Origin of the sequence: uncultured Brachyspira sp., from assembly GCF_910578695.1 — a bacterium.
GTDB lineage: Bacteria > Spirochaetota > Brachyspiria > Brachyspirales > Brachyspiraceae > Brachyspira.
Map to the genome: position 1 here is coordinate 1 of NZ_CAJTQJ010000017.1, position 23,710 is coordinate 23,710.

General features: G+C 26.5%; 22 protein-coding genes and 1 pseudogene. 6 read left to right on the top strand and 17 right to left on the bottom strand.

The window, feature by feature from the left end; all coding sequences use genetic code 11:
- Positions 1-142: 142 nt before the first annotated feature.
- A complete protein-coding gene (locus QZ288_RS06310) occupies positions 143-1,615 on the bottom strand; it encodes a 4Fe-4S dicluster domain-containing protein (RefSeq protein WP_295156547.1) in 1,473 nt (490 codons plus the stop codon).
- A 152-nt stretch (positions 1,616-1,767) separates the two neighbouring features.
- Positions 1,768-2,514: a lysophospholipid acyltransferase family protein gene (locus QZ288_RS06315; RefSeq protein ID WP_295156550.1), complete on the bottom strand. Its 747-nt coding sequence runs from the start codon at positions 2,512-2,514 to the stop codon at positions 1,768-1,770.
- A gap of 112 nt (positions 2,515-2,626) precedes the next feature.
- Between QZ288_RS06315 and QZ288_RS06320 the strand changes: the two genes are divergently transcribed.
- The 6 genes from QZ288_RS06320 to QZ288_RS06345 all read left to right on the top strand — a co-directional run bounded on the left by QZ288_RS06320 (position 2,627) and on the right by QZ288_RS06345 (position 10,235).
- On the top strand, positions 2,627-3,496 hold the full coding sequence (locus QZ288_RS06320; RefSeq protein ID WP_295156552.1) for an NAD(+)/NADH kinase: 870 nt from the start codon (positions 2,627-2,629) through the stop codon (positions 3,494-3,496).
- The gene (gene recN / locus QZ288_RS06325) at positions 3,496-5,205 is read left to right on the top strand and encodes a DNA repair protein RecN (protein ID WP_295156555.1); all 1,710 of its coding nucleotides are present in this window, start codon (positions 3,496-3,498) and stop codon (positions 5,203-5,205) included. The genes QZ288_RS06320 and recN overlap by 1 nt, the downstream gene beginning before the upstream one ends.
- A gap of 138 nt (positions 5,206-5,343) precedes the next feature.
- Positions 5,344-5,589 (top strand): FmdB family zinc ribbon protein, encoded by a 246-nt coding sequence (locus QZ288_RS06330; protein ID WP_295156557.1) that lies wholly within the window; start codon positions 5,344-5,346, stop codon positions 5,587-5,589.
- 121 nt (positions 5,590-5,710) lie between these two features.
- Positions 5,711-6,739, top strand: coding sequence for a 23S rRNA (adenine(2503)-C(2))-methyltransferase RlmN (gene rlmN / locus QZ288_RS06335; RefSeq protein ID WP_295156560.1), 1,029 nt, complete (start codon positions 5,711-5,713; stop codon positions 6,737-6,739).
- 74 nt (positions 6,740-6,813) lie between these two features.
- Positions 6,814-9,516: a DUF4132 domain-containing protein gene (locus QZ288_RS06340; protein ID WP_295156563.1), complete on the top strand. Its 2,703-nt coding sequence runs from the start codon at positions 6,814-6,816 to the stop codon at positions 9,514-9,516.
- Positions 9,513-10,235, top strand: a complete 723-nt coding sequence (locus QZ288_RS06345; protein WP_295156565.1) for a polyprenol monophosphomannose synthase — start codon at positions 9,513-9,515, stop codon at positions 10,233-10,235. The genes QZ288_RS06340 and QZ288_RS06345 overlap by 4 nt, the downstream gene beginning before the upstream one ends.
- Positions 10,236-10,244: 9 nt before the next feature.
- On the opposite strand, the gene aroA is transcribed toward QZ288_RS06345, so the two are convergent.
- The 15 genes and pseudogenes from aroA to QZ288_RS06415 form a co-directional block, all read right to left on the bottom strand.
- The gene (gene aroA, locus QZ288_RS06350; RefSeq protein WP_295156567.1) at positions 10,245-11,507 is read right to left on the bottom strand and encodes a 3-phosphoshikimate 1-carboxyvinyltransferase; all 1,263 of its coding nucleotides are present in this window, start codon (positions 11,505-11,507) and stop codon (positions 10,245-10,247) included.
- Between the two features lie 25 nt (positions 11,508-11,532).
- Complete coding sequence (ftsY, locus tag QZ288_RS06355) at positions 11,533-12,486, bottom strand: signal recognition particle-docking protein FtsY (protein ID WP_295156570.1); 954 nt, start codon at positions 12,484-12,486, stop codon at positions 11,533-11,535.
- Between the two features lie 129 nt (positions 12,487-12,615).
- Positions 12,616-12,756 (bottom strand): rubredoxin-like domain-containing protein, encoded by a 141-nt coding sequence (locus QZ288_RS11765; RefSeq protein ID WP_363322977.1) that lies wholly within the window; start codon positions 12,754-12,756, stop codon positions 12,616-12,618.
- A gap of 12 nt (positions 12,757-12,768) precedes the next feature.
- Positions 12,769-12,900, bottom strand: a pseudogene (locus QZ288_RS11770) (ferritin family protein); the annotation flags it as partial.
- A gap of 262 nt (positions 12,901-13,162) precedes the next feature.
- Positions 13,163-14,350, bottom strand: coding sequence for a PLP-dependent aminotransferase family protein (locus tag QZ288_RS06365; protein WP_295156573.1), 1,188 nt, complete (start codon positions 14,348-14,350; stop codon positions 13,163-13,165).
- 126 nt (positions 14,351-14,476) lie between these two features.
- A complete protein-coding gene (locus tag QZ288_RS06370) occupies positions 14,477-16,684 on the bottom strand; it encodes a transcript cleavage factor (protein ID WP_295156575.1) in 2,208 nt (735 codons plus the stop codon).
- A 4-nt stretch (positions 16,685-16,688) separates the two neighbouring features.
- A complete protein-coding gene (locus QZ288_RS06375; protein ID WP_295156577.1) occupies positions 16,689-17,669 on the bottom strand; it encodes a hypothetical protein in 981 nt (326 codons plus the stop codon).
- 207 nt (positions 17,670-17,876) lie between these two features.
- A complete protein-coding gene (locus QZ288_RS06380) occupies positions 17,877-18,593 on the bottom strand; it encodes a phosphatase (RefSeq protein ID WP_295156580.1) in 717 nt (238 codons plus the stop codon).
- Positions 18,594-18,606: 13 nt separating this feature from the next.
- A complete protein-coding gene (locus QZ288_RS06385; protein WP_295156583.1) occupies positions 18,607-19,224 on the bottom strand; it encodes a cytidylate kinase-like family protein in 618 nt (205 codons plus the stop codon).
- A gap of 156 nt (positions 19,225-19,380) precedes the next feature.
- Complete coding sequence (locus tag QZ288_RS06390; RefSeq protein WP_295156586.1) at positions 19,381-20,385, bottom strand: alpha-1,2-fucosyltransferase; 1,005 nt, start codon at positions 20,383-20,385, stop codon at positions 19,381-19,383.
- Positions 20,386-20,686: 301 nt separating this feature from the next.
- Positions 20,687-21,487, bottom strand: a complete 801-nt coding sequence (locus QZ288_RS06395; RefSeq protein WP_295156588.1) for an AAA family ATPase — start codon at positions 21,485-21,487, stop codon at positions 20,687-20,689.
- Positions 21,488-21,489: 2 nt separating this feature from the next.
- The gene (locus QZ288_RS06400; RefSeq protein WP_295156590.1) at positions 21,490-21,684 is read right to left on the bottom strand and encodes a hypothetical protein; all 195 of its coding nucleotides are present in this window, start codon (positions 21,682-21,684) and stop codon (positions 21,490-21,492) included.
- A gap of 83 nt (positions 21,685-21,767) precedes the next feature.
- Positions 21,768-22,475 carry an acyl-ACP thioesterase domain-containing protein gene (locus QZ288_RS06405; RefSeq protein WP_295156593.1) on the bottom strand — a complete coding sequence of 236 codons (708 nt, stop codon included), beginning with the start codon at positions 22,473-22,475 and terminating at the stop codon, positions 21,768-21,770.
- A 259-nt stretch (positions 22,476-22,734) separates the two neighbouring features.
- Positions 22,735-23,451, bottom strand: a complete 717-nt coding sequence (gene pgeF, locus QZ288_RS06410) for a peptidoglycan editing factor PgeF (RefSeq protein WP_295156596.1) — start codon at positions 23,449-23,451, stop codon at positions 22,735-22,737.
- On the bottom strand, positions 23,444-23,680 hold the full coding sequence (locus QZ288_RS06415) for a hypothetical protein (protein WP_295156599.1): 237 nt from the start codon (positions 23,678-23,680) through the stop codon (positions 23,444-23,446). Before QZ288_RS06415 ends, pgeF begins: the two co-directional genes overlap by 8 nt.
- Between the last annotated feature and the right edge of the window lie 30 nt (positions 23,681-23,710).

The following is a 23,710-nucleotide window of genomic DNA, read 5'->3' on the forward strand; positions in this document are numbered from 1 at the left end:
TAACTTCATTATTATTGCCAATAAAAATGCTCTCTAGCTTTTATAATAATCATTATAGTATAGCAATACTTATAGAATTAGCAAAACTCTAATAATTTTTATACAATAATAGTGTTTAAACACTATTATTGTATATTTAATATTAACCTTTTTTTACTTCAGTACCTGTAGAAGCATATCTTTGCAATTGAACAGCAGCAGCCTTAGGATTTTTAACTACGCAAGGACCTCCTACACATCCGCCATTACAAGCCATAACCTCAACAAGATTAGGAGTATCATCAGTAATAGGAGTTTCTCCAGACTGGACTTTTCCGTATCCCCTAAGCTGTTTCATACCTTCCTTATCAAGTCCGTTAATAACAGCTGCCTTTAATTTTTCAGGGTGTTTTAATCTTACCTTAACAGCCTCAGAAACGCCCCCGCTTACAGCATACTTTCTTCCTGAAGATGTAGGAACAACCTCTATATCCAAATCAGGCTCTTTTGAAACTTCTGTACCTGTAGCTATAAATAAAGCCTCAAGTTCTTCCATAGATAAGCAGTAATCAACCAAGTCATCATCTATACTCTCTCTTCTTTTAGCAAGGCAAGGTCCTATAAATACATTAACAGCATCAGAATCTTCTGCATACATCATTTCAGCAGTATAATGCATAGGAGTTCTTGTTTCAGATACACAGGGAATTAATTCAGGCACATGCTTTCTCACAGCTTTAACATAAGCAGGACAGCATGAAGTAGTCATAAGTTTATCTCCCCTTTCCATTCTCTCTTCAAATTCAGCCGCTTCATTATCAGAAGTAATATCAGCACCTAAAGCAACCTCCCAAACTTTATTAAAACCTATCTTTAATAAAGCACTTTTTAATTGTCCTGGCTTAGCATTAAACTGAGAGGCTATAGCAGGTGCATACATTACATTAACTTTTTCATCATTTTTCAAATGCTTAAGAACATCTAAAAGCTGCCCCTTATCCATCATAGCACTGAAAGGGCATTCTCTCATACAATTACCGCAGAATATGCATTTATGATAATCTATTACCTCTTTACCATACTCATTTTTATTAATAGCACCTACAGGACAAGACTCCTCGCAAGGTACAGGTATATAAATAATAGCGTGATAAGGACAATTTTTTAAACATAATCCGCAGTTGATGCATTTATTACTGTCTATATATGCCCTTTTTTCATCTAATATAGTTATAGCATCTTTAGGACAATTTGTAATACAAGGTCTTGCAAGACAAGCCTGACAGGCATTTGTTACCATAAAATTAGCTCTAACGCAAGCATTGCATGCCTCATCTAATACTGTAAGCATAGGCCAAGTTGGTTTTTCTCTTTCCAATGCCAATTTAGAATATTCCGACAATGGTATACCGCTGTCTTCCTTACCCTCAACGCTTATTCCAAGCATTGCAATAATTCTATTTTTCATTATTTCTCTGTCATTATGTATGCAGCATCTTATAGATTTGCTGTCTTTAGGAATTATTTCTATAGGCAGTCTGTCAATATCTTCTATCAGTCTATCTTCAATATACATTAATGCTATCTTTACTAGGATATCTTTCTTCAATTGAGAAGCGTTATTATTAATATTCACTTTTATACTCCTAATTTTTTAAGTGATTTTTCATTAAAAAAAAATATTATATTTTGCTTAAGTATTATAATATGAAGATTATTTTTTTCAAGCATAACGCTTAAACAATATACATAACTTTATTATATATACGCATAAAAACCTGTATATAATCACTTTTTAATTGATTTGTCTCTCAATTCATTATAATTTTTACTCATAATGCTATACCAATAATCTAATTTAGAATTATCATCGCCTTCTATATCCTTAAAATAAAACGGCTCTAAAAATCTTACATATATTTTTTTGAAAGGAGTTATTTTAATGGTTTTTGCTTTCATAATATCTTTAGTGCCGTATATAACTACAGGCAAAACAGGTATATCCGAACATCTTTCTGCTATTTTCAGTATGCCTCTTTTAGGTCTTTTTATCTCTCCCGTATTGCTTCTAGTTCCTTCAGGATAAATTACTATGCTTATATTATTTCTAAGTCTATTTTCCATATCATCTATTGACTTTACAGCTCCTACAGTACCTCTCTTAACAAATATATAATTAGCAAGAGACATAGCAAAACCTATCAGAGGAACTTTTCCATAAGTATCTTTTGAAACAAATGCAAATGATTTTTTAAATATATTAAAACATACAAATATATCGAATGCACTTTGATGATTAGGAGTAAGCAAATAAGTTTTTTTATAGTCATAATTTTCTATGCCTTCTATATCAAAGGAAATAAAAGCCATTTTTATTAATCCTCTGCCCCAAAATTTAGCCATAGAATGAACATAATTAGATGCTTTTCTCTTAGAAAATACTCTTATAAAAGGATAAACAGGATATGCAATAATAAAGCATATAAATGTATAAATTACAGCTAGTAAAAAATAAATTAAACTAAATAATATCATTTATATAGTTTATTATAAAAATAAAAAATTATCAATATATAACTTGCTATATTGATAAGTTTTGTTATAATCAATAAATATTTTAACCTTTAATAATTTTATATTAAATATTATGAATGATGATGTAAAAAAAAGAATAGGAATCATAGTTAATACGATTAATGGATATCCTGCATATATTTTAGAAAAAATATATGATATTCTAGGAAAATATGATATAGAAACTATAATAATAGATTATGATATATCTTCATATATAAATATAAAAAAAGCAGGTAAAGAATTAAAAAATGTATCAATGCTTATATCTATAGGAGGAGACGGAACATTATTATCAGCTTTAAAAATAGCAATAAAATATGATGTGCCTGTTCTTCCCATATATAATGGCACATTAGGTTTTATTTCAGAGATTCCTCCCGAAGAAGCATATTTAATATTAGAAGAATATATTGAAGGTAAAAAAACTCTCTATGAGATAGAACCTAGAACTTTATTATCAATAATCATACATTCTAAAGAAAAAAATATAAGCAAAGAATATTTAGCAGTAAATGAGCTGGTATTAAGCAAATGCGACGGAAGAGCCATATATATCAATGTCATAATATCAGGAAAATTAATATCTTCTATAGTAGGCGATGGTGTAGTAATAGCAACTCCCACAGGCTCTACAGCTTATGCTTTAAGTGCAGGAGGTCCTATAATTGCCCCTACAATTGATGCTATATCTTTCGTACCTATATCCCCGCATTCATTAACATTCAGACCTTTGGTTATACCTAAATGCGATAATATAGAACTTGAATTGACAAAAAAATCATTAAAAGCTATGATAACTATAGACGGATATGATATATACCAATTTAAAAATCATGATAAAATAGAAGCAAAAATAAGTGATAAAAGCTGTTATATATTTCAAAGTGTAAAAAGATTGTTTTATGATATACTTAGGAACAAACTTAATTGGGGTAGATGATGCTTAAATATCTTGAAATAAGAAATTTTGTATTAATAGATAAATTAAAAATAAATTTCAGCAGCGGGTTTAATGTGCTTACAGGAGAAACAGGTGCAGGAAAAAGTATTATAATAAGTGCATTAGAACTCATTACAGGTGAAAAAGGTTCTACTAGAATGGTAGGAGCCAATGGAGACAGACTTATTGTATCTGGAAACTTCTCTTTACAGTCATCTGCTGATATTGTAAAAAACAAATTAAAAGAGTGGAATATAGAAATCAATAATGATGAACTTAATATTAAAAGAGAAATTACTAAAGACGGCAAAAGCAAATCTTTTATAAATAATGTAGGCGTTAAAGTAGCTGAATTAAAAGAATTAGGCGATTTAATAGTAGATATACACGGACAGCATGAGCATCAGTCACTATTTAATCCTGCAAATCATCTTAATTTTTATGACAGTTATTTGAATATTGATGGAAAACTGGAAAATTATAAAAATCATTATAATAAGCTTATAAAATTAATAAAACAGTATAATGAAATATCGCAAAATAAAAATACAATATTAAAAGAAAAATCATTTTTAGAATATGCAATAGATGAAATAGAAAGGGCAAAATTAAAGCAAAATGAAGATGAAGATATAAAAAATGATATTACTATGATGTCGAATGCAGAAAGCATAGCCTCATCTCTTTCTGCTATCAATAAGGATATATTTGGAAGCGAATCAGGTGCATATATAAAATTAAACAGAAGCATAGGAGCTTTACAAACTATATCTAAATATGACAGCAGACTTTCAGATATTGCATCGCAAATAGAGGGAATTACATTAAATCTTGAAGATATAAAAACAGTTTTAACAGAAATAAGGTCCAAAACTAAATTTGATCCTGAGGAGCTTCAGGCTCTAAATGAAAGACTTTTTTTTATAAACAATTTAAAAAAGAAATACGGTTCTAATATAAAAGAAATACTTGCTTATGCAAAAGAAGCTAAAGAAAAATTAGAATCTCTGAATTTCTCCGAAGAAGATATTGAAAATTTAAAAAAAGAAATAGAAGAGATGAGAGAAAAAACTTCTATGCTTGCAAAAGAAATATCAGATATAAGACATAATAGAAAAGAAGATTTTATAAAAGCAATAGAAAATGAAATGAATGATTTAGGAATGTCCTCTATAAGATTTGATGTTGAAATAACTTTAGATGAAGATGATGAAGGCATACTCAATATAGACGGCTCTAATATAAAGGCTAATTCTACAGGAATAGATAATATAGAGTTTATAATAGCACCGAATAAGCAAAGTATGTTTCAGCCTCTTAGAAAAATAGCATCAGGAGGAGAGATATCAAGAATAATGCTTTCATTAAAAAATGTATTATCTTTGGGAGATTATTCTGAAACATGTGTATTTGATGAGATAGATGTAGGCGTAGGAGGAAGAATTGCCGAAGTTATAGGCGAAAAAATAGCAGCATTGTCAAAAAGAAAGCAGGTGCTTAGCGTTACTCATTTAGCACAGATTGCAATATATGCTAATAATCATTTCAAAGTTACAAAAAATGAGGGCGAAGATATTGTAACTTCAACTATTGAAGAATTAGATAATGATATGAAAGTAAATGAAATTGCTAGAATGATAACAGGAAAAGAAATTACTGAAGCAAGTATTAAACATGCTGAAGAACTGCTTGAACATGCTAAAAAATAGTATTATATATAATTAATATTTTTAATTTTTTATATAAATATAATATCTGATAATATAAATAAATTCGCTTGACAGATTTTAATTTAAATAATATATTATTGTAATTTAATTAATCAAATATAATAAAAGGAAGTAATTATGCCTACTTATGAATATAAATGTGAAAACTGCGGAAATGAATTTGAGGAATTTCAATCAATAACATCAGAAGCAAAAGCTGATTGTCCAAAATGCGGCAGCGAATCAAAAAGAATGATATCTTTAAATAGCGGTATTATTTTCAAAGGCAAAGGATTCTATGTTAATGATTATAAAGAAAAAAATAGTGCATCTAGTTCATCAAGCACAAGCGAAACATCATCTGCTCCTAACAAAAGCTGCTGAATAGCAAAATAAAATAATTTTTATTTATATTAAAACTTAAAATAAAAATTATGAGCGTCTGACATTCGCTAAATGGCAGAGTATCAAAGCTCATAATTTTTATTAGCAACAATAATAAATTATGGCTAAAAAAATATCTATAATGAATGTTTCAGAAGATGAATTATCTAAATTCTGTGCAGAAAATGATTTTCCTAAATTTCATGCATCTCAAATACTAAATTGGATATATAAAAAATATGCATTAAGTTTTGAAGAGATGAGCAATATACCAAAAAATTTAAGAGCTTTATTAGATGAGTTTTATTTTATACATAATTCAAAAATAGAACATATTTCAGAAGATGAATACGGCACTCAGAAATTATTAATATCATTATATGACAGAAAAAAAATAGAATCAGTCATTTTAAATAAAAAAGACAGAGTAACTTTTTGCTTATCATCTCAGGTAGGCTGCGGTTATGGATGTGCTTTCTGTGCTACAGGAAGTATGGGACTTTCTAGAAATCTCACTGCAGATGAAATACTTGCGGAGTTCTTACTTATGAGAGCTGTAACCAAAAAAGTTAATTCTATAGTATTTATGGGTATGGGAGAGCCTTTAGCAAATACCAAAAACCTTTTTAAAGCAATAGATACAATTAATTCATTCAAAGGTTTTAATTTAGGAATAAGACATATTACAATATCAACTTCGGGAGAGGTGTCAGGAATAAAACAGTTAATAGAAAGAGATTTAGACTGCAGATTGGCTGTTTCTTTACATTCATTGAAAAATGATGTAAGAGATAAAATTATGCCTATCAATAAAAGATACCCTATAGAAAATCTTATGTCTATACTAAAAAGATACAGTAAAAACGGTAAGAGAATGATTACTTTTGAATGGGTGCTTATTAAAGATATTAATGATTCCGTTAATGATGCATACAGGATTGTAAATTTAAAAAAAGAATTTCCTTTTAAAGTTAATATCATACCTATAAACCCTGTAGAACATGCACCGCAATTTCAAAAACCAAATAAAGATATTATATTAAGATTTAAATCCATACTTAAAGATAATGGAATTGAAGTCGCTGAGAGATTTAAGCAGGGACAGGAAATATCAGCAGGCTGCGGACAATTAGCTATTAAAAACATGTAAATTAGTATAGTATTTATTATTTATTAAATACTGGTATAATATAAATATATTTTATAGGATATTAAGAGTAATTTATGAAAAAATTTAATAGTTCTTTATTTAGCAGGAAATATGAAGGATATAATTTAGAAAAAGAAATATGCATAATTAATATGGGTATAGTGGAAAATGATATATATGCATTGGATTTTTTAAGAGAAGCTAATTATACATACAATAAAGATAAAGAATATTTTTATTCATTATACAAAACATTAGAAAATAGTAATAACTGCGGTATATATTTGATATTAACTGCTATACTGCTAATAAATAATGATAATAAGGCTAATATAAAAATAGCTGATAAAAAAATAGATATTTTACTTCAAAAGGTATATGATTCTTATTATGCAAAGTACAATATAGTAGAACATCTTGGAACTCCTAATAGTATTGCTGTAATAAATAATGATATTATATATGAAGATGATAAGAGATATGAATTAATAAAAAGATTTTATGTAAAAAAATCAGCATTCGGATATTTCAGTGCTGCAAAACCTTATAAGCCTTATAATATAAAAAAAACTCCGAATGATGAGGATATAGAATTTATAAAAAAATCAATACTGAATAATTACAGATTATATTATATTTTATTATTATCAGATTACTCTAAAAAATCTAAAAAGCTTCTTGATATAATATTAAAAACAAATAGTTATAAAGCATTCACATATTTAATTTTAATCAGAAAAGAGGGATTTAATATTACATATCAGGAAAGCTTAAATTATTTAACCAATATGGATGTAGCATTATCTGATATTATTATTTCTTATATATTTTTCTATTCTTATAATGATAGAATATCATATTATGATTCATTTGCAGTTCAAATAAAAAATAAGGAATTTAATAATTTTTTCTATTCTCTCATAAAAAAAAATGTGGATTATTTTGAAAGTTTATTTTCAAATAAAAAATTTGTCAGCAGAATAACAAAAAGCAGTAAGAATTTTATACCGTTTTTAAATGAATTATATAGTAAGGAAATAGATTTCGGTTCAAGTAAAATATTATGCTCGCTTTTAGAAAATAAATCTCCTAGTATAAGAAAAGCTGCTATAAAAATAATTAATAAAAAGAAAAAAGAATCTTATGAATATTTACAAGCTTTGGACAGCGATTTAGCAAAGGATGCATTAAAAAAATGGAGAAGCAAGAAAGTTATAGATTCAGAGTTCAAAGATACTTATAATATAGTTAGCTATGTTAATAAAAATTATGATAAAAAATATGAAAAAAATCTATTATGTTTAGATGAATCTTTACTTTACGGAATTATTAGTAAAGACTCAAATCAGGATATACCTATTATAATTATAAAATATATATATTTGGAATATTCCAAGCTAAAATCGCCGTCAAAAATAAAAGATTTAGATAAAATTATTTCATATTTTAATTTTGAATCTTTTATAAATGTAATAAAAAAAATATATGAAAGATGGATATTTGAGGGAGCAGATACAACTTATAAATTCGTAATGATACCCTATCTTGTTTATGAATCTGATTATAAAATAGATAAAGTATTAAATAATATAAAAGACTGGTGCGAATCTGGAAGAATCTCTCTCGCTAATTATGCTATATCAGCATTATCTTCCAACGGCAGTATTTACTCTTTAACTCTAATTGACTGCATATCAAATAATTTTAAATACTACAAAATAAAAAATACATCAAAATTGGCATTCAAATCCGCAGCAAAAAAATTGAATATTTCAGAAGATGCTTTAGAAGATAAGATTATACAAAATTACGGTATAGATAAAACAGGTAAGAAAATATTAAAAGATGATTTATATTCTTTTACACTTTATATAAATGAAAAATTAAATATTGAAAAAATATTTGATAATAATAAAAAAGAATATGTATCTAAAATAGATAAATATAATAATATAAGCAGTAAATTATTAGATGAGTTTTATAATATAAAAAATAATATAAAATCAACTTATAAATTTCAAACTTACAGACTTCATAAAGCATTAATGACAGGAAAAAAATGGACTTTAGATAATTGGAAAAATATATTTGAAGAAAATTATGTTATGAATATATTATCTGATAATTTTATTTGGACTGTATATAATAAAAATGATAAAATACTTCAGCATATCAAATATGATAGAAAATCAAATACATTTCAAACATTAGATAATGAAATATATAAAATTAATAAACAATATAAATTATCATTAGCAAGCCCGATAGAAATGAAAAATGAGACAATAGAAAAAGCTAGAAAATTAATAGCAGATTTAAATATAAAGCAGCCGTTTAATCAAATGCAAAATATTAATTTTTCTTTTGATGATGAAGATATAAAAGAAAATATCATAGTAAAATATAGAAATAAAGAAATAAAAATAAAAACTTTCAAAACCTTAGCAGACTCTCTCGATATGGAATTAGATTATGAAAGTTCATATATAACAGGATATAAAATTTCAGATTCTTCTATATCTATAGGAGTAAAAATTAACTTAATGGGCATAGATAATGCTATAGATGATAATGATATAATTTTACTTGGAGATATAGTATTTTATACAATAGATAATAGCGAAACATTCTCTTATAAAAATATAATAGACCCTAGAACTTCTAATATTAGATATGTTAAATATATAATGTTTAATATAGATAATCATATAAAGAAAAACTTAGAAAGAAATAAAAAAACTCAAACTGCAAATAAAAGGAAATCAAATAAAAAATGAAAGCTATTATAGTACTTCCTACATACAATGAAAGAGATAATATAGAAAAAATGCTTAATACAATATTATCATTACCGGAATATATAGAAGTTTTAGTTGCAGATGATAATAGTCCTGACTGTACTTATGAAATAGTAGAAAAATATTTAAATAACAGCAGAGTTCATTTATTAAAGAGAGAAAAAAAAGAAGGATTAGGACCTGCATATATTGCTGGTTTTAAACATTCATTTCAGTATAATCCTGATTATATTATAGAGATGGACGCTGATTTTTCGCATGATCCTAATTTCGTTATTAAATTTATTGAAAGAATGGAAAATGAAAAATTAGATTTGATAATAGGCTCAAGATACTGCAATGGAATAAGTGTTGTAAACTGGCCTTTAAGAAGACTTTTTTTATCATACTATGGAAATAGATATGCCTCATTTATATTAGGCTCTAAAATTATGGATATTACAGGCGGATTTAAATGCTTTAGAGCATCTGTATTAAAAAATATGAACTTTGATAATATACTTTCAGCAGGCTATTCTTTTCAAATAGAAATGAATTACTCTTTTGAAAGCAACGGCTACAAAGTAAAGGAAGAGCCTATAATATTTTATGAAAGAAGAAGCGGACAATCAAAAATGTCTAAAAATATAATAGCAGAGGCATTATTTAGAGTTATACGTTTAAAATTCAGAAATAAAAAGAAGTACTTTAACAATTAATCTAAAATATTATAATACTATATCAGCCCCAATACTTCTAAACCGCTCTATAAAATCAAAAGATGATTTATTAATAGACTGAGAATCATCTATTGTTATACTTTCATTTGAAACAACAGATGCTACTGCAAGTGCCATAGCTATTCTATGATCATTATGCGAAGTAGTATTTCCTCCTCTAAGTTTTTCAGTACCTTCTATAAATATTTCATCATCTCCTACTTCTATATTTGCCCCTATTCTAGTAAAGCTGTCTTTTAAATCATTAATCCTATCGCTTTCTTTATATTTTAGTCTTCCTGCATTATATAATCTAGTTCTTCCTTTGGCAGTTGAAGCAAGCGTTGTAATGATAGGTGCTAAATCAGGTATATTTGACATATCTATATCCAAAGCATTCAGTCTGTTTGACTTTTTTATTGTAATAGAATTATCATCATTATAATATATATTAGCTCCCATAAATTTAAGAATATTGAGTATCTCTTTATCGCCTTGAATTGAATAATTATTGAGTCCGTATAATGTAGTTTCTCCGCCTAAAGCTCCTGCAGCGGCAAAAAAAGCGGCATGCGACCAATCTGATTCTATTTCATAATTAATAGAAGAATAATTCTGATTTCCATATACTTCTATTATATTGTCACTATGTCTTGATATTTCTATATTAGCAGCCTTAAGAGTTTTTAAAGTCATCATCACATAAGGAGCAGATTCTAACTCTCCGTCTATAATAATCTTAGAATTATTTTCTAATAAAGGCAAAGCAAATAAAAGCCCGCTTATAAATTGGCTGCTTATATTACCTGATATTCTAAAATCAGATGGTTTAAGTTTTCCTGATATATTAAGAAAATCTTTAGAAATATTAAATTCCAATCCCTGCTCTTTCCATATATTCTTATAAATATCCATAGGCCTTGATAATAATTTTTCAGAACCCATAAAAGTGCATTTTATTCCAAGTGCAGATATAATAGGAATCAAAAGCCTTAAACTAGTACCTGATTCTTTAACATCTATAGTAATCTCTTTTTCATATTCTTTTTTAGGCGAAACTTTCAAATAATCATCAATTATTTCTAAATCGGCAAAATTAGAAACAGCACTCCTAGTAACATCTATATCAACACTTACATTACTAATACAAGGCTTTATAATACTTACTTCTTTTGCTAATGATGATGCTATTAAAGCTCTATGAGCATCACTTTTACTCATCTGAATATAAACAGAACCAAAAATCTCTGAAGGTCTAATAGTAATTGACATAATATAATCTCCAATCAATTGTATGCTATTGCAATATAGAATCTACAAAGCTTTCAGCATCAAATTCTTTGAAGTCATCAACTTTTTCACCAAATCCTCCATAATATATAGGAAGTGATAAATAATGAGCAATGCTTATTGCCACTCCTCCCTTAGCTGTACTATCTAGCTTTGAAACTACAGCACCCTGTATATTCAAAGCACTAGTAAATACTTTAGCCTGCTCTATTCCATTATGACCAACATTAGCATCCAATACTAATATAGGTATAAAATTAAATTCTGTAAATCTTTCTGTAGCAATTTTCTTCATCTTTTCAAGCTGTCTGATTAAATTTTCCTGATTATGAAATCGTCCTGCAGTATCAACTATAACAATATCAGCATCCGATGACTTAGCCTTATCTAAAGCAGAAAATAGTACGCTTGCAGGATCTCCAGCCTGCTGTCCTTTAACAATGGTTACAGAAAGTCTGTTAGCCCATTCCTCTAACTGCTCTATAGCAGCCGCCCTAAATGTATCAGCTGCCGCCAATATAATTTTATGATCATTTTTTAATAGATTAGCTAATTTGGCTATTGAAGTTGTCTTACCTACTCCATTAACGCCTACTATAAAAAGTATAGTTTTATCTTTAAGTTCTATTTTTTTCTGTATGAATTTAGATATTAAAATTTCTCTTAAACATTTTTTTGCTTCTGCAGGTTCTTTTATATTTTCTTTTTCTAAAGTTTCCCTTAATTTTGAAATAATATCTTTAGTAGTTTCAACGCCTGCATCAGCTGTTATTAACATATTTTCCAAACTTGCAAAAAACTCATCATTAATTGATGAAGTATTAAATAAAGATGATAATGAAAATTTACTTTTAGAGCTAGTTAATGAAACTTTAGGTTTTTTAGATTTTTTTATTAATACCAAAACTAAAATCAAAAGTACTGCAGAGCAGACTATTATTATAATATTCGTATACGGCATTTATTAATTTCTCCAAATAAAAATTATTTAGAATATTATATAAACTATTAAGATTTTTTCAAGTTATAAAAAAAGCATCGATAATAAAAAATATTATCAATGCTTTTTGCCTCATTAAATAATAATTAATTAATTGAAAGCCTGAAAAGAATTAGCTGTAGCATTACATAAAGGGCATTTACTTGGAGCTGAACCTGCTTCAACATATCCGCAAACAGGACATAAATAATAAACTGTAGGTAAAGTTTTTTTAGCATTTAAATCCTGCATAACTTTATTATATAATTGAGCATGAGTTTTTTCAACAGAAGCTATTCTATTCATCAAATCAGAAACATTTTTATTATTTTCAGATACAGCAACTTTACTGAAAGCAGGATACATTTTTGTATATTCATAAGTTTCATCAGCTGCTGCACTTTTGTTATTAGTTTTTTAGCTAATTTAAATGTAACTTGAATATGCATTCATCTGCATACATTATATTTAAGTATTTATCCTATCGTAAAGCCAACAAAATAAATGAGAATAATAATTAAAACAATATAGAAAAAATAATTTTTTTAATTATATTTTCATTTTTAATATAGTTTTTAGGTTTTTCTTTATATATTATAAAGTATATGATATAAAAAAGACAGCCCAATAAAATGAACTGCCGTTTTTTACCTATTTATTATTTACGCATTTTTTCAATAACTTTAGCTAATATGGATATTCCCTTATCAATATCTTCAGGCTTGGAATTTGTATAATTTAATCTAAAAGTACCAAGCCCTCTTTTGGCTTCATAGAAAGGCTCTCCTGCTGCAATGGCAATGCCGTCATCAGCAGCTTTTCTTGAAAGTTCAACAGCATCTATTCCATTAGGAAGTTTAGCCCATATAAACATACCGCCTTCAGGACGATTCCAATGCATATCATCAGGCAAATATTTATCCATAGCTTCAAGCATATAACCGCATAGTTTTCCGTATAAATCTATTATCTTTTTTATATGAGAATCATAATCATTATCTTCAAGGTACTGACTTACAACTAATTGAGAAAATGTGCCTGTATGCAAATCTATAAGCTGTTTATAATCTTTCATCTTGGTGTAAAGCTCTTTTTCTCTGCATGCTATCCAGCCCAATCTCATACCCGGAGCAACTGTTTTAGAAAAAGTTCCAAGCAATATAGCCTGCTCGCCTAAATATATACCCATAGATTTTTGATGTTCTCCTTTAAATCTTAATTCTCCGTAAGGATTATCCTCTATAAAAAATGTATCTTTACCTTTAATTATATCTGCAATTTTTTCTCTTACTGCATTTGTATAAGTTATTCCTGTAGGATTTTGGAAATTAGGAACAGAGTAAAAAAACTTATGATTATGTTTATTAACAGCATCTCTAAAAGCTTCTGCATCAATACCATCTTCATTTAAATTAACAGTATGAATATTAGGATTATAAAGATGAAATGACTGTAAAGCAGCTAGATAAGAAGGATCTTCAACTAAAATATCATCATCAGGATCTATTAAACACGAAGAAATAATATCCAATGCCTGCTGAGAACCATTAGTCATAAGTATATCTTTGCTTTCTATATCAATACCCTGATTTCTGTATCTATTTGCAATAAACTCTCTTAAAGGCTCATACCCCTCAGTACTATTATACTGCAAAGAATAAGCACCTTTAGTTTCTAAAACTTTATTTGCCGCAGCTTTAATATCTTCTACAGGAAAAGACTCAGGATTAGGAAGCCCTCCTGCAAATGATATTAAATCACCCTTAGCAGCAACTTCAAGCATAATCTTAACAAAACTGCTTTGAAAATCTTCTTTTAATGCTCTTTTTGATAATCTTAATTTCATAATAATATCCATTTAAAAAATTTGTTATATATTATACACTACTATTCATAATAATGCTACAGCAATTTTTCTTTTTTATAATAAACTAAATAAAAGACAAAGTTTTTTTAATTCAGCTAATTTTTATTATATCTTCCAATCAGGGAAACGTTTTATAACTGCAGAAATAATATCTGTTTTATAATGCTGCTCCAAATTCACTAATTTTTGGAATTCGCTGAATATAATCTTAACATCTTCTTCAGATTCATGCTCTATAAATTTAAGCAAATAAGCCTTATCAAATACTAAATCATATACAACTTTTAAAAGTTTTCTAGCCTGAGAAGAAGTTTCTTTTTTATCAGCCATCTTTGATAAATGCGGTATTATACTAAGCAAGCCTATCATAAGCGAATTTTTATTTATTTTTATATTTCCGTCTGCATCATCATAATATTCGCCGTCAAGTATCTTCTGAGCAAAATAAACAAATGATTCAGGACATTCTCTGTAATGAAGAAATATATCATCTATAGTTTTGGCAAGCATATCAGCTTTTCCGTCTTCAAATAATTTATTTACTATAAGATAATTATTTTTAACATGAGGGGAATAAAGCATTTTTAGTATTATATTATAATAATCATCTCTTTTTCCGTCCCAAATAGCTTTTATAAATTTTTCTCTGTAATTAGAAGAAGGAAGAACTTCATAAATATGAGTATAATCATCAATATCTTTAACTATATCAGAAAGCAAAGGTATGCTGCTGTCGGCATTAGACTGACTTCTCAAATATATAGTACTTACTATCCTAGCATCATTAGGCGATTTTTTATCTTTTGAAACATTAATAAAATAATTATTCATTTCTTTAGCTTCTTCAGAGTTAAGGTTAGGAGTATAAGTGAGATATTCCATATATATTTGATATCTTTCAAAGAAATCATTAGTTTTATTAAATTTAGATAAACTTTCAGCATCATAAGTTTCAGCCTCTTCATTATAAAGGAAAGTATTTTTATCAAATTTAACAGTAGTAGAAGCTCTTACAGATTTTTTAGCACTTTCAAGCCATTTAGTATAAGAAGACTCTGAAACTACAGAAGCAGGCTTTGATGTTAATTCATATTTCAAATCTTTAGTTGTAATTGTTTTTTTATACTTTAATATAATAGTTAAAAGTTCTGTAGGATTTTCTTCTGCTATTTTTTTTATTTCATTAAGTCTATAAGCCTTATAAACATTAATATCATCGCTAGGCAATGTTATTAAAGACTGTATAGCCATATCAAAAGTCATTTTTCTAATATCTTCCTGAGATACAAATTTAATATTAACATTATTTATATCTATTGATTTAATCTTACCTACTCCGAAATTTCTATGAATAACATATTTATCAACATCATACTGTATATACTTTTCAAAAATATCTATACAATCTTTCGGCTTTTTATTAACATTTGTAATAGCTGATATTTCTTCTATTTTTTGAAAAAGAGTATGATTAGGATATAAAGCCTCGTAAACATCTACAAGTCTATGTCTGAAAAATTTAGCTTTTTTATTATTTTGTGCAACTATATCCTGTTCATAATTAAGCAAATTTTTTATAGTTTTTAAAGCATCATTATATCTGTTATTTTCAAAATAATAGAAAAATATTATTTTCCAAACATCTATCATTATATTAGAATCTACAAGAGACTTCAGAGCATTCTCATATTTTAATAAATAATTATAATTATCAGGTTCATATTCCAATATTTTTTTAATATCGCTTTCTGCATTATTTCTTTCTCTCAAAAGATTTCTTTCAAAAGCAATTTTATAATAATGCACAGCACTATTTATATCGCCTGCCAATTCTTTTGTATGAGCTATTTTTTCAGGAAGCTCAGGATTAGATACATCAAATCTAATAAGCCTTTCTAAAATTTCTAATGCCTCAGAATCTCTATTAGTGCTTTGATAATAGCTTGCCAAATATCTCAAAGCATAATCGCTTTCATAATACTCATCTAAAATCTTCTGACATACAAACTCTACTATATTCCATTTTTTGGCATTTTTAAAAATTCCAAGTAATTTTTCTAAACTCATATCCGAATAGTTTGAAATTTTTAAATTTAAAAATCCATTAGCATATAAAGCTGATATATGATTAGGATTTTTTTCCAACTGAATTTTAGCAGTATCTATAGCTGTATTTATATCATTACTGTCATTTATATCATTAATAATACCTGATAAATCAACAAAGTATTTATTAGTATAATTAAGCAGCGGTTTTCTTGTAAATGTTTCTTCCGAAAATATATTTTCCAATTTTTGCAGAGCTTCTGACATATTATCACTCCTTGTATAGTATTTTTATATAGTATTGCAGCAAGTCCTTATCTATCATAGCCATCTTTCTGCCCCATACCTTAATCTCTTCAACATCAGAATCATCTTCTTTCATAATAAGATATGCAGTTAAAAATGCATACGAAGATAAAAGTTTAGGAGCTGTAGTTTCCCTTAACTTTATCTTTCTATAATCTGCCTCTAATCTGGATATATTTCTTCTAAGCTCAAATTCCTCCTGTTCGCTTAAAGGCTTCTTTACATCCAGTATATTCATAAGTTCACCATAAGCACTCATCCACATTATTATCTCTTCCTGACTGTTATTATGAACTCCCCTTTTAATAATTATATCTCTGATTTCTCTAACTGCTTCTATACTGATATTTTCAAAATCTATACTTAAAGGATCATAAAATAAAGCTTCTCTTATATACATTTTAGATTTCTTATAATCGCCTAATTTATCATATATCATAGCTATATAGCTAAGTGTTTTAGAATTATAAGGCTCTATCATATTTAAATATTCATAAGATTTTAATGCTCTGGAATAATCCTTTAGCTCTATAAAAGCATTAGAAAGTAAATGTAATTCCTCCGTACCTTCAATATCATCAGTATTTTTCTGCATTATTAATTCTATGATTTTATTATAAACATAATAATGTATAGCCTTAATAGAAAGCAGTTCTTCATTATAAGATTTACCCCGTACAAAAATACTAAATTTTTTATACGAAGAATCTAAAAGCTTACAATATTCTATGCAGTTTTTCTCTGCATTTTTAAACTTATCTAGTCTGTTTATCCAAAATTTTACGCAAGATATATTTTCATAAAGATCAGCATATTCAAAATCTTTGGACATAATTCTGTCAAAATCTTCCATAGAATCTATAAATAAACCCTGTTTCAATTTAGCTTCTATAATGCTGAAAATATCTTTAACAGATTCTTTTCTAGAAAATAATTCTTCTTCCATTATATTTAAAATAAACTACTCCTATAAAGCTAAAAAATGTATAGAGATTCATACATATATTATAATAATATAATAAATTAAAACTAAATTGTCAAGTCTAAATAATAATCAATACAGCAAAAAATATAAAAAATAATAAACAGAGCAGCATAAATTATAAAGCAAAAAAATAAAGAGATAAGTCAAAATAAATATATTTTATACCTATTAAGATTTTATATTACTCTTTTTTATATAATTCATTAATTTATCATAATCGCTGTTAAGTATAAGATGTTCTGGAAAATCTATAGATGATAATAATTCAACAGCATCTTCATGACAGCCCACTTTATACTTTGAATGAGCGTCAGATGTTACAACAATATTAGCTTCATATTTTTTGCAAGTTAAGGCTATATCTTTGCATATAGTAAAACTTCCCTTTCTAATAATAAAAGATGATGAATTAATTTCTATAAGTTTATTATATTCCTTACATAATTTTACAATATATTCTATATCAAATTCAAATTTAGGATTGCCTATATGACCTAAGCAGTCAATATTAGGATTTTTTATTACTTCAGCATATCCTTTAGTATGTTCTTTTTTTGTAATAGGCTCTATAGAATCTTCATGATAAGATGCTATAACAAAATCTAAATAACTTAATACATTTTCACTTAAATCTACTTTTCCATTATAATCTATTATATTAACCTCTGAGCCTTTCAAAAGCCTAACACCATTAATATAATCAGGCAGACTATGCATAGCCTTAAAATGAACTGATTTAGCACCATCGCTTGAAGCAGGACCATGATCTGTTATAGCCAAAGCTAAAAAACCTTTATCTTTAGCTGAATTTACCATTTCATCTACAGTACTATAAGCATGTTCGCTTACTAAAGTATGCGTATGTAAATCAGCTATAATCTTCATAATAAAATACCTATTATAATTTTGATTTAGCTATTTCTTCTATAATTTTTATAGTATTATCTATACCTATAAAATCACTATTTAAACAAGCATGATAATTTCTAGCATCTCCCCAATTCTTACCTGTATAATAATTATAATGCTTAGCTCTTAATTTATCTCTATCTTTAAGTATTTTTTCTATATTGGAGCTGTCTAATTTATATTCCTCAACAGCCCTTCTAATTTTGCTTTTTATATCAGAATAAATAAATATATTAATACAATTTTCATTATGTTCTAAAATATGATTAGCACATCTTCCTACTATAACGCATGAATGTTTAGATGCCACTTCTTTTATAACATTACTTTGAGCAAAAAACATAGTGTCTTGCAAAGATTCTCCATTACCAAAAACCATATTACCTGCATAAGAACCAGTAATAGCAAAATTAAAAAGCGAAGCACCTGTCAGTTTCTGTTCATTCTCTTTAATATATTCTTTTGAAAAACCTGTTTTATCCGATGCCATTTCTATTATAGCTTTATCATAAAAAGGTATATTCAAATTCTTAGCAGCCATTTCTCCTATATATCTTCCGCCGCTTCCAAATTCTCTGCTTATAGTTATAACAATATTATTACCCATAAGATATACCTCCTATTAACTACTATAATAGTTTATCAATATTATTTGTATTTGTCAAATTTAAAAAACTTCTTTTCTTATATTTAAGTACAAATATTTATACAGATAAAAGCTTTATTATTCATCTAATAAAAAATAATATAATTTTTAATATAATTAATTGTTTTTGAATGATTGAAAATCACTAGGTTTAATTATTATTTTATTTGTATTTTTATTAAATAAACCTGCTAAACTAGCAAATCCGCCTAATGATATAATCTGATGTTTTGCAATTGATATTAAATAAACATCTAAATGCGGAGGATTTTTTTCTTCACTTACTTTATATAAAATATTTTTACCTAATTTAGATATTATATTATTATTTACCCAATTTATATCATTTGAAAAAAAGAAAAATTTAGGATTATTATCTTTAAATTTATTATAAATATAATTTATAGATTTTATAAAATAATCAGCATATTCGCTGTAATCTGAATTAAATATACTTCTAAATGTATCCATAACATTAACATCTCCAAGCCTTGCATGCACAGAAATAGAAAAATTATTTTTTAATTCATTATATAATAATAAATTTTCTCCTTTAAGACTTTTAAAATGATATTTATCTAAATCTATATTTTTAACTATATCATCAGCATTAATATCTTTTTTAGGGTAACATTCAATATACACATTTTTTTTAGTCTGTAAAATATAATTTAAATCCTCATTAGTTATATATCCTTTTAACATATTATTAAAGTTATTAAAATTTGCCTTATAAAAAAACAGCTCTTCTTCTGAAGCTATATCATAACTAATATCAGGACATAATTTAAGTAATTCAAAATGTCTGTCTTCTTTTTTATAATAATCTTTATGAACTGTTCTAAACCATGTATTATCATATTTCACATTAAAATCATAATTTCTTTTTATTGACTCTCCAAGAATATAATGCCAAAATTGATCTGCTAAGCCGCCTGAAGAACATATAATAACATTGCCTTTATCATAGTTTTTTAGATTAATTTGATTAGCTATATATTCCAATCTGTACATAGAATTAACCATATCATACAAAATTTTTCTGAAATTATCTCTATGTTTTTTTGATGGAATAAACCATACTATTTTATTAATAAAATGTTCATAGTCATTATAAAGCATAATAAAAGTCCAAATGAAAATAATTTTTAAGAATTTTATTAGAATAAAAAAATATATTTAATATTAAACAAAGAAAAATGCACGAATATACTAAGGAACTATATATTATAAAAATAGTCCCATTATTATAAAAATAATACTTTATTAGATTATGTGATGTGATGTGATGTGATGTGATGTGATGTGATGTGATGTGATGTGATGTGATCACAATATTACTGTCTATTTTAAAATACAAACTCATAATAATATTATATTATACAATATTATAAAAGTCAAGCAAAATACATAATTATATAAATCAGAAGAAATCTGAAAAAGTTTTTTCTCTTGCATTTTCCTCCTGCATTACCCCTATATCATACAAATACCTTGTAACTGCTAATGAAAAACCGCCCTTTATAGGAGTTTTAGGATAAAGTATTATAATAGGAGTTCTTTTCTGAACAGATACCATAACTTTTTCTTCATCAAATAAAACAGGACCTAAGAGAACCAAATTAATATCAAGAGAAAATTTAGATGCTACTTTTTTAATTTCTCTATATAAATTGATAGCCCAATCTATATTTTTTACTTTATTAACTATCAAATACATCTTATCTGTCATATTATTAACATATATCATTTTCATAAGTCTGTAAAGATCTGTTAAAGCTGTAATTTCAGGATTGGCAACAAGTATAATATCATTAGACATCTCATAAAAACGCATCATAGGCTGAGTAATTCCTGCTGCATAATCTATTATAATATAGTCATAATCCTCTGACAAAACTTTTAAGTCTTTAGCTAAATTAGATAAGTTAAAATCATTTTCAAACTGCACAAATCTCTGTATATTAACTCCTGCACTGATAACATCAATACCATATTCGCTTTTTATAACACAATCTTTCAGAGTCAATGTTCCTTCAAAATATTCCTGTAATTTAGACTGCGGCTTTACATGAAGCAGTATAAATACATTAGAACAGTTAATATCTATATCGAATATTAAAACTTTATATCCTCTAGAAGCTAATTCAGCAGAGAAATTAACTGAGCATAAAGTTTTACCTGCCCCGCCCTTTCCGCTTGAAAAAGATATTATTCTTCCCATAATTATTGTCCCGTATATAATTTTAATACCTGAGCCACTTTAATACGGACATCCTCGTCCCAATCTAATATATGCGGCTTCAAAGCTTTAATTACACTAGTTTTATCGGAATTTTCTACATTTTTAGCAAGCTCATCAAGAGCTTCTAATCTTTTTTCAACCTCTTCGCTTTCTAAAAGTGCAAAAATCTTATTCATAGTACTTCCCTTTAAAAAATAGAATAAGCAGTATCCTAACATTATAATTATACATTATAAAATATTTTTGTCAAAATCTAAATTTATAAACTATAAGAAAACTCTAATAAAGCATAAGTTTTATTATCCTCGCTGTCAAACTTCAATAAAACTTTATCATCAATTACAGCCTTCCTGACAATAATAGTATCTCCCAATTCAGCAGGTGTTCTATATTCTATTCTTATTCTTTTATAATAATCATCAGCATAATCCAAAGACATATCAATATATCTTGCATTATTTACATGGTTATTATCATCTATAAAATATTTCTTAACTTTAAATCTATCAGCTTCTTTTAATAAATCATTATCAATATTTATTTTTCTAGGAAGATAATTCATTTTCTGTTTTTCATCAAATTTAATTTTTTCTATAAATGAAGAAGGAACTCTAATCAAATTACCATTAGATAAATCTACAAATCCTCCTATAGCATAGCAAATGACAAGCTCATTATAATTTTCATCATATATAACAGTATTTCTATATCCGTAAGCCTCATTACATTCATATACATAAGTGCGGACTATAATTTTATCGCTGTATTTAGGAAGTTTATATATATCAACCTGTCTGGATACTAAAAACATACTGATATTATTTTCGTTAAAATATTTAGTTAACTCTTCTTCAGAATCTAATTGAAAAAATGAGCAGTCCTGCATCAAATCAAATATAGATGAAGTTTTTAAAAGTCCGTCTTTATCAATCTGACTAGTTCCTACAACTGTTTTCATCTCATACATAAAAATAAACCCTTTACCTTAATGTAATCATTATAATATTAAAATTATAATTGTCAAAGCTAAATTATAAATCCCGCCATTTTTTATTTATTACAAAAAATAATGAATAACTCTTTTATTATTTTAATACTAAACGCCCAAATTTTGATTATACTAAATTTACCGCATAATTAATATTTATTTTTTTTAATAATTAAATTTGAAAATAAAAATTAGTTTAAGCTATTAAATCTATTTAAATACAGTGCAGAATATAAAATTATAATATAACACCAAGAGTAAGCATTCTTCCAATTTGTACTCCGTCTCTTCTATATGAATAAAACTCTTCATCATAAGTATTTAAATTAGAAAGTTCAATATTTTTCTCTAAAATACCGCATTCAATCATCTGATTTTTTACTTCCAAACCATTATCAATATGCCATTTATTATTAATAATAGTTTTATTCTTAAAATGCACTGCTACCTCATCTCCTACCTCATAATCCTTTTGAGCTATATAAGGACCTATATAAGCATACATTTTTGACAGATTAATACTATATTCTTTTTTCATTAACTCTATTGTTTTTGATGTAATATTTTCAGCAGTACCTCTCCAGCCTGAATGAATGGCTGCCATAGATTTGCTTTCATCACAATAAAGTATTATAGGTACGCAGTCTGCAGTCTGAACTATTAAAGGAATATTTTTAATATTAGTTATCAAAGCATCGGTATCTTTAACTAATTTTTCTCTGCTTCCAAATAAATGAATATTAGACTCATCTATTTTAACTATATTATTTTTATGAACTTGATGCATAAATACAGCTTTATTTATATCAAAATTAATATATTTAAAAAACTCATCTTCAATTTTTTTTCTATATTCAAGAGTTATATCTTCTGCATTAATATTTTTACCCTTTGAAAGAACGGATATATGTATCTTCTGCTTATTATTTTTTAAAGGATAAAAAATATTATTCATTCTTAAGTCTTTTAATCTCTTCTTCTAATTCTTTTACTTTTATAGTTAATTCTTTAGTTTCGATTCTGGACTGCTCCATAATATTTTCATATAAAGTAAAAAACTTTTTAGCATATTCTAATTTTTGCTTTAACTCGCTTATCTCTTCTTTATAAACATCTATCTTAGAAGAAAGCAGTTTATTATCTTCCTGTAATTCTAAAATAATGTCTTTATCGCTATATTCCACTTCTGAAAACCCTCTTACATTATATATATA

Coding starts and splice junctions, on each gene's coding strand:
- QZ288_RS06370 (WP_295156575.1), bottom strand. CDS start 16,684: ATGTCAGAAGCTCTGCAAAAATTGGAAAATATATTTTCGGAAGAAACA.
- QZ288_RS06340 (WP_295156563.1), top strand. CDS start 6,814: ATGAAAAAATTTAATAGTTCTTTATTTAGCAGGAAATATGAAGGATAT.
- QZ288_RS06380 (WP_295156580.1), bottom strand. CDS start 18,593: ATGAAGATTATAGCTGATTTACATACGCATACTTTAGTAAGCGAACAT.
- QZ288_RS06385 (WP_295156583.1), bottom strand. CDS start 19,224: ATGGGTAATAATATTGTTATAACTATAAGCAGAGAATTTGGAAGCGGC.
- QZ288_RS11765 (WP_363322977.1), bottom strand. CDS start 12,756: ATGCAGGATTTAAATGCTAAAAAAACTTTACCTACAGTTTATTATTTA.
- QZ288_RS06400 (WP_295156590.1), bottom strand. CDS start 21,684: ATGAATAAGATTTTTGCACTTTTAGAAAGCGAAGAGGTTGAAAAAAGA.
- QZ288_RS06390 (WP_295156586.1), bottom strand. CDS start 20,385: ATGCTTTATAATGACTATGAACATTTTATTAATAAAATAGTATGGTTT.
- recN (WP_295156555.1), top strand. CDS start 3,496: ATGCTTAAATATCTTGAAATAAGAAATTTTGTATTAATAGATAAATTA.
- QZ288_RS06345 (WP_295156565.1), top strand. CDS start 9,513: ATGAAAGCTATTATAGTACTTCCTACATACAATGAAAGAGATAATATA.
- rlmN (WP_295156560.1), top strand. CDS start 5,711: ATGGCTAAAAAAATATCTATAATGAATGTTTCAGAAGATGAATTATCT.
- QZ288_RS06330 (WP_295156557.1), top strand. CDS start 5,344: ATGCCTACTTATGAATATAAATGTGAAAACTGCGGAAATGAATTTGAG.
- aroA (WP_295156567.1), bottom strand. CDS start 11,507: ATGTCAATTACTATTAGACCTTCAGAGATTTTTGGTTCTGTTTATATT.
- QZ288_RS06315 (WP_295156550.1), bottom strand. CDS start 2,514: ATGATATTATTTAGTTTAATTTATTTTTTACTAGCTGTAATTTATACA.
- ftsY (WP_295156570.1), bottom strand. CDS start 12,486: ATGCCGTATACGAATATTATAATAATAGTCTGCTCTGCAGTACTTTTG.
- QZ288_RS06365 (WP_295156573.1), bottom strand. CDS start 14,350: ATGAAATTAAGATTATCAAAAAGAGCATTAAAAGAAGATTTTCAAAGC.
- QZ288_RS06320 (WP_295156552.1), top strand. CDS start 2,627: ATGAATGATGATGTAAAAAAAAGAATAGGAATCATAGTTAATACGATT.
- QZ288_RS06405 (WP_295156593.1), bottom strand. CDS start 22,475: ATGTATGAGATGAAAACAGTTGTAGGAACTAGTCAGATTGATAAAGAC.
- QZ288_RS06375 (WP_295156577.1), bottom strand. CDS start 17,669: ATGGAAGAAGAATTATTTTCTAGAAAAGAATCTGTTAAAGATATTTTC.
- pgeF (WP_295156596.1), bottom strand. CDS start 23,451: ATGAATAATATTTTTTATCCTTTAAAAAATAATAAGCAGAAGATACAT.
- QZ288_RS06395 (WP_295156588.1), bottom strand. CDS start 21,487: ATGGGAAGAATAATATCTTTTTCAAGCGGAAAGGGCGGGGCAGGTAAA.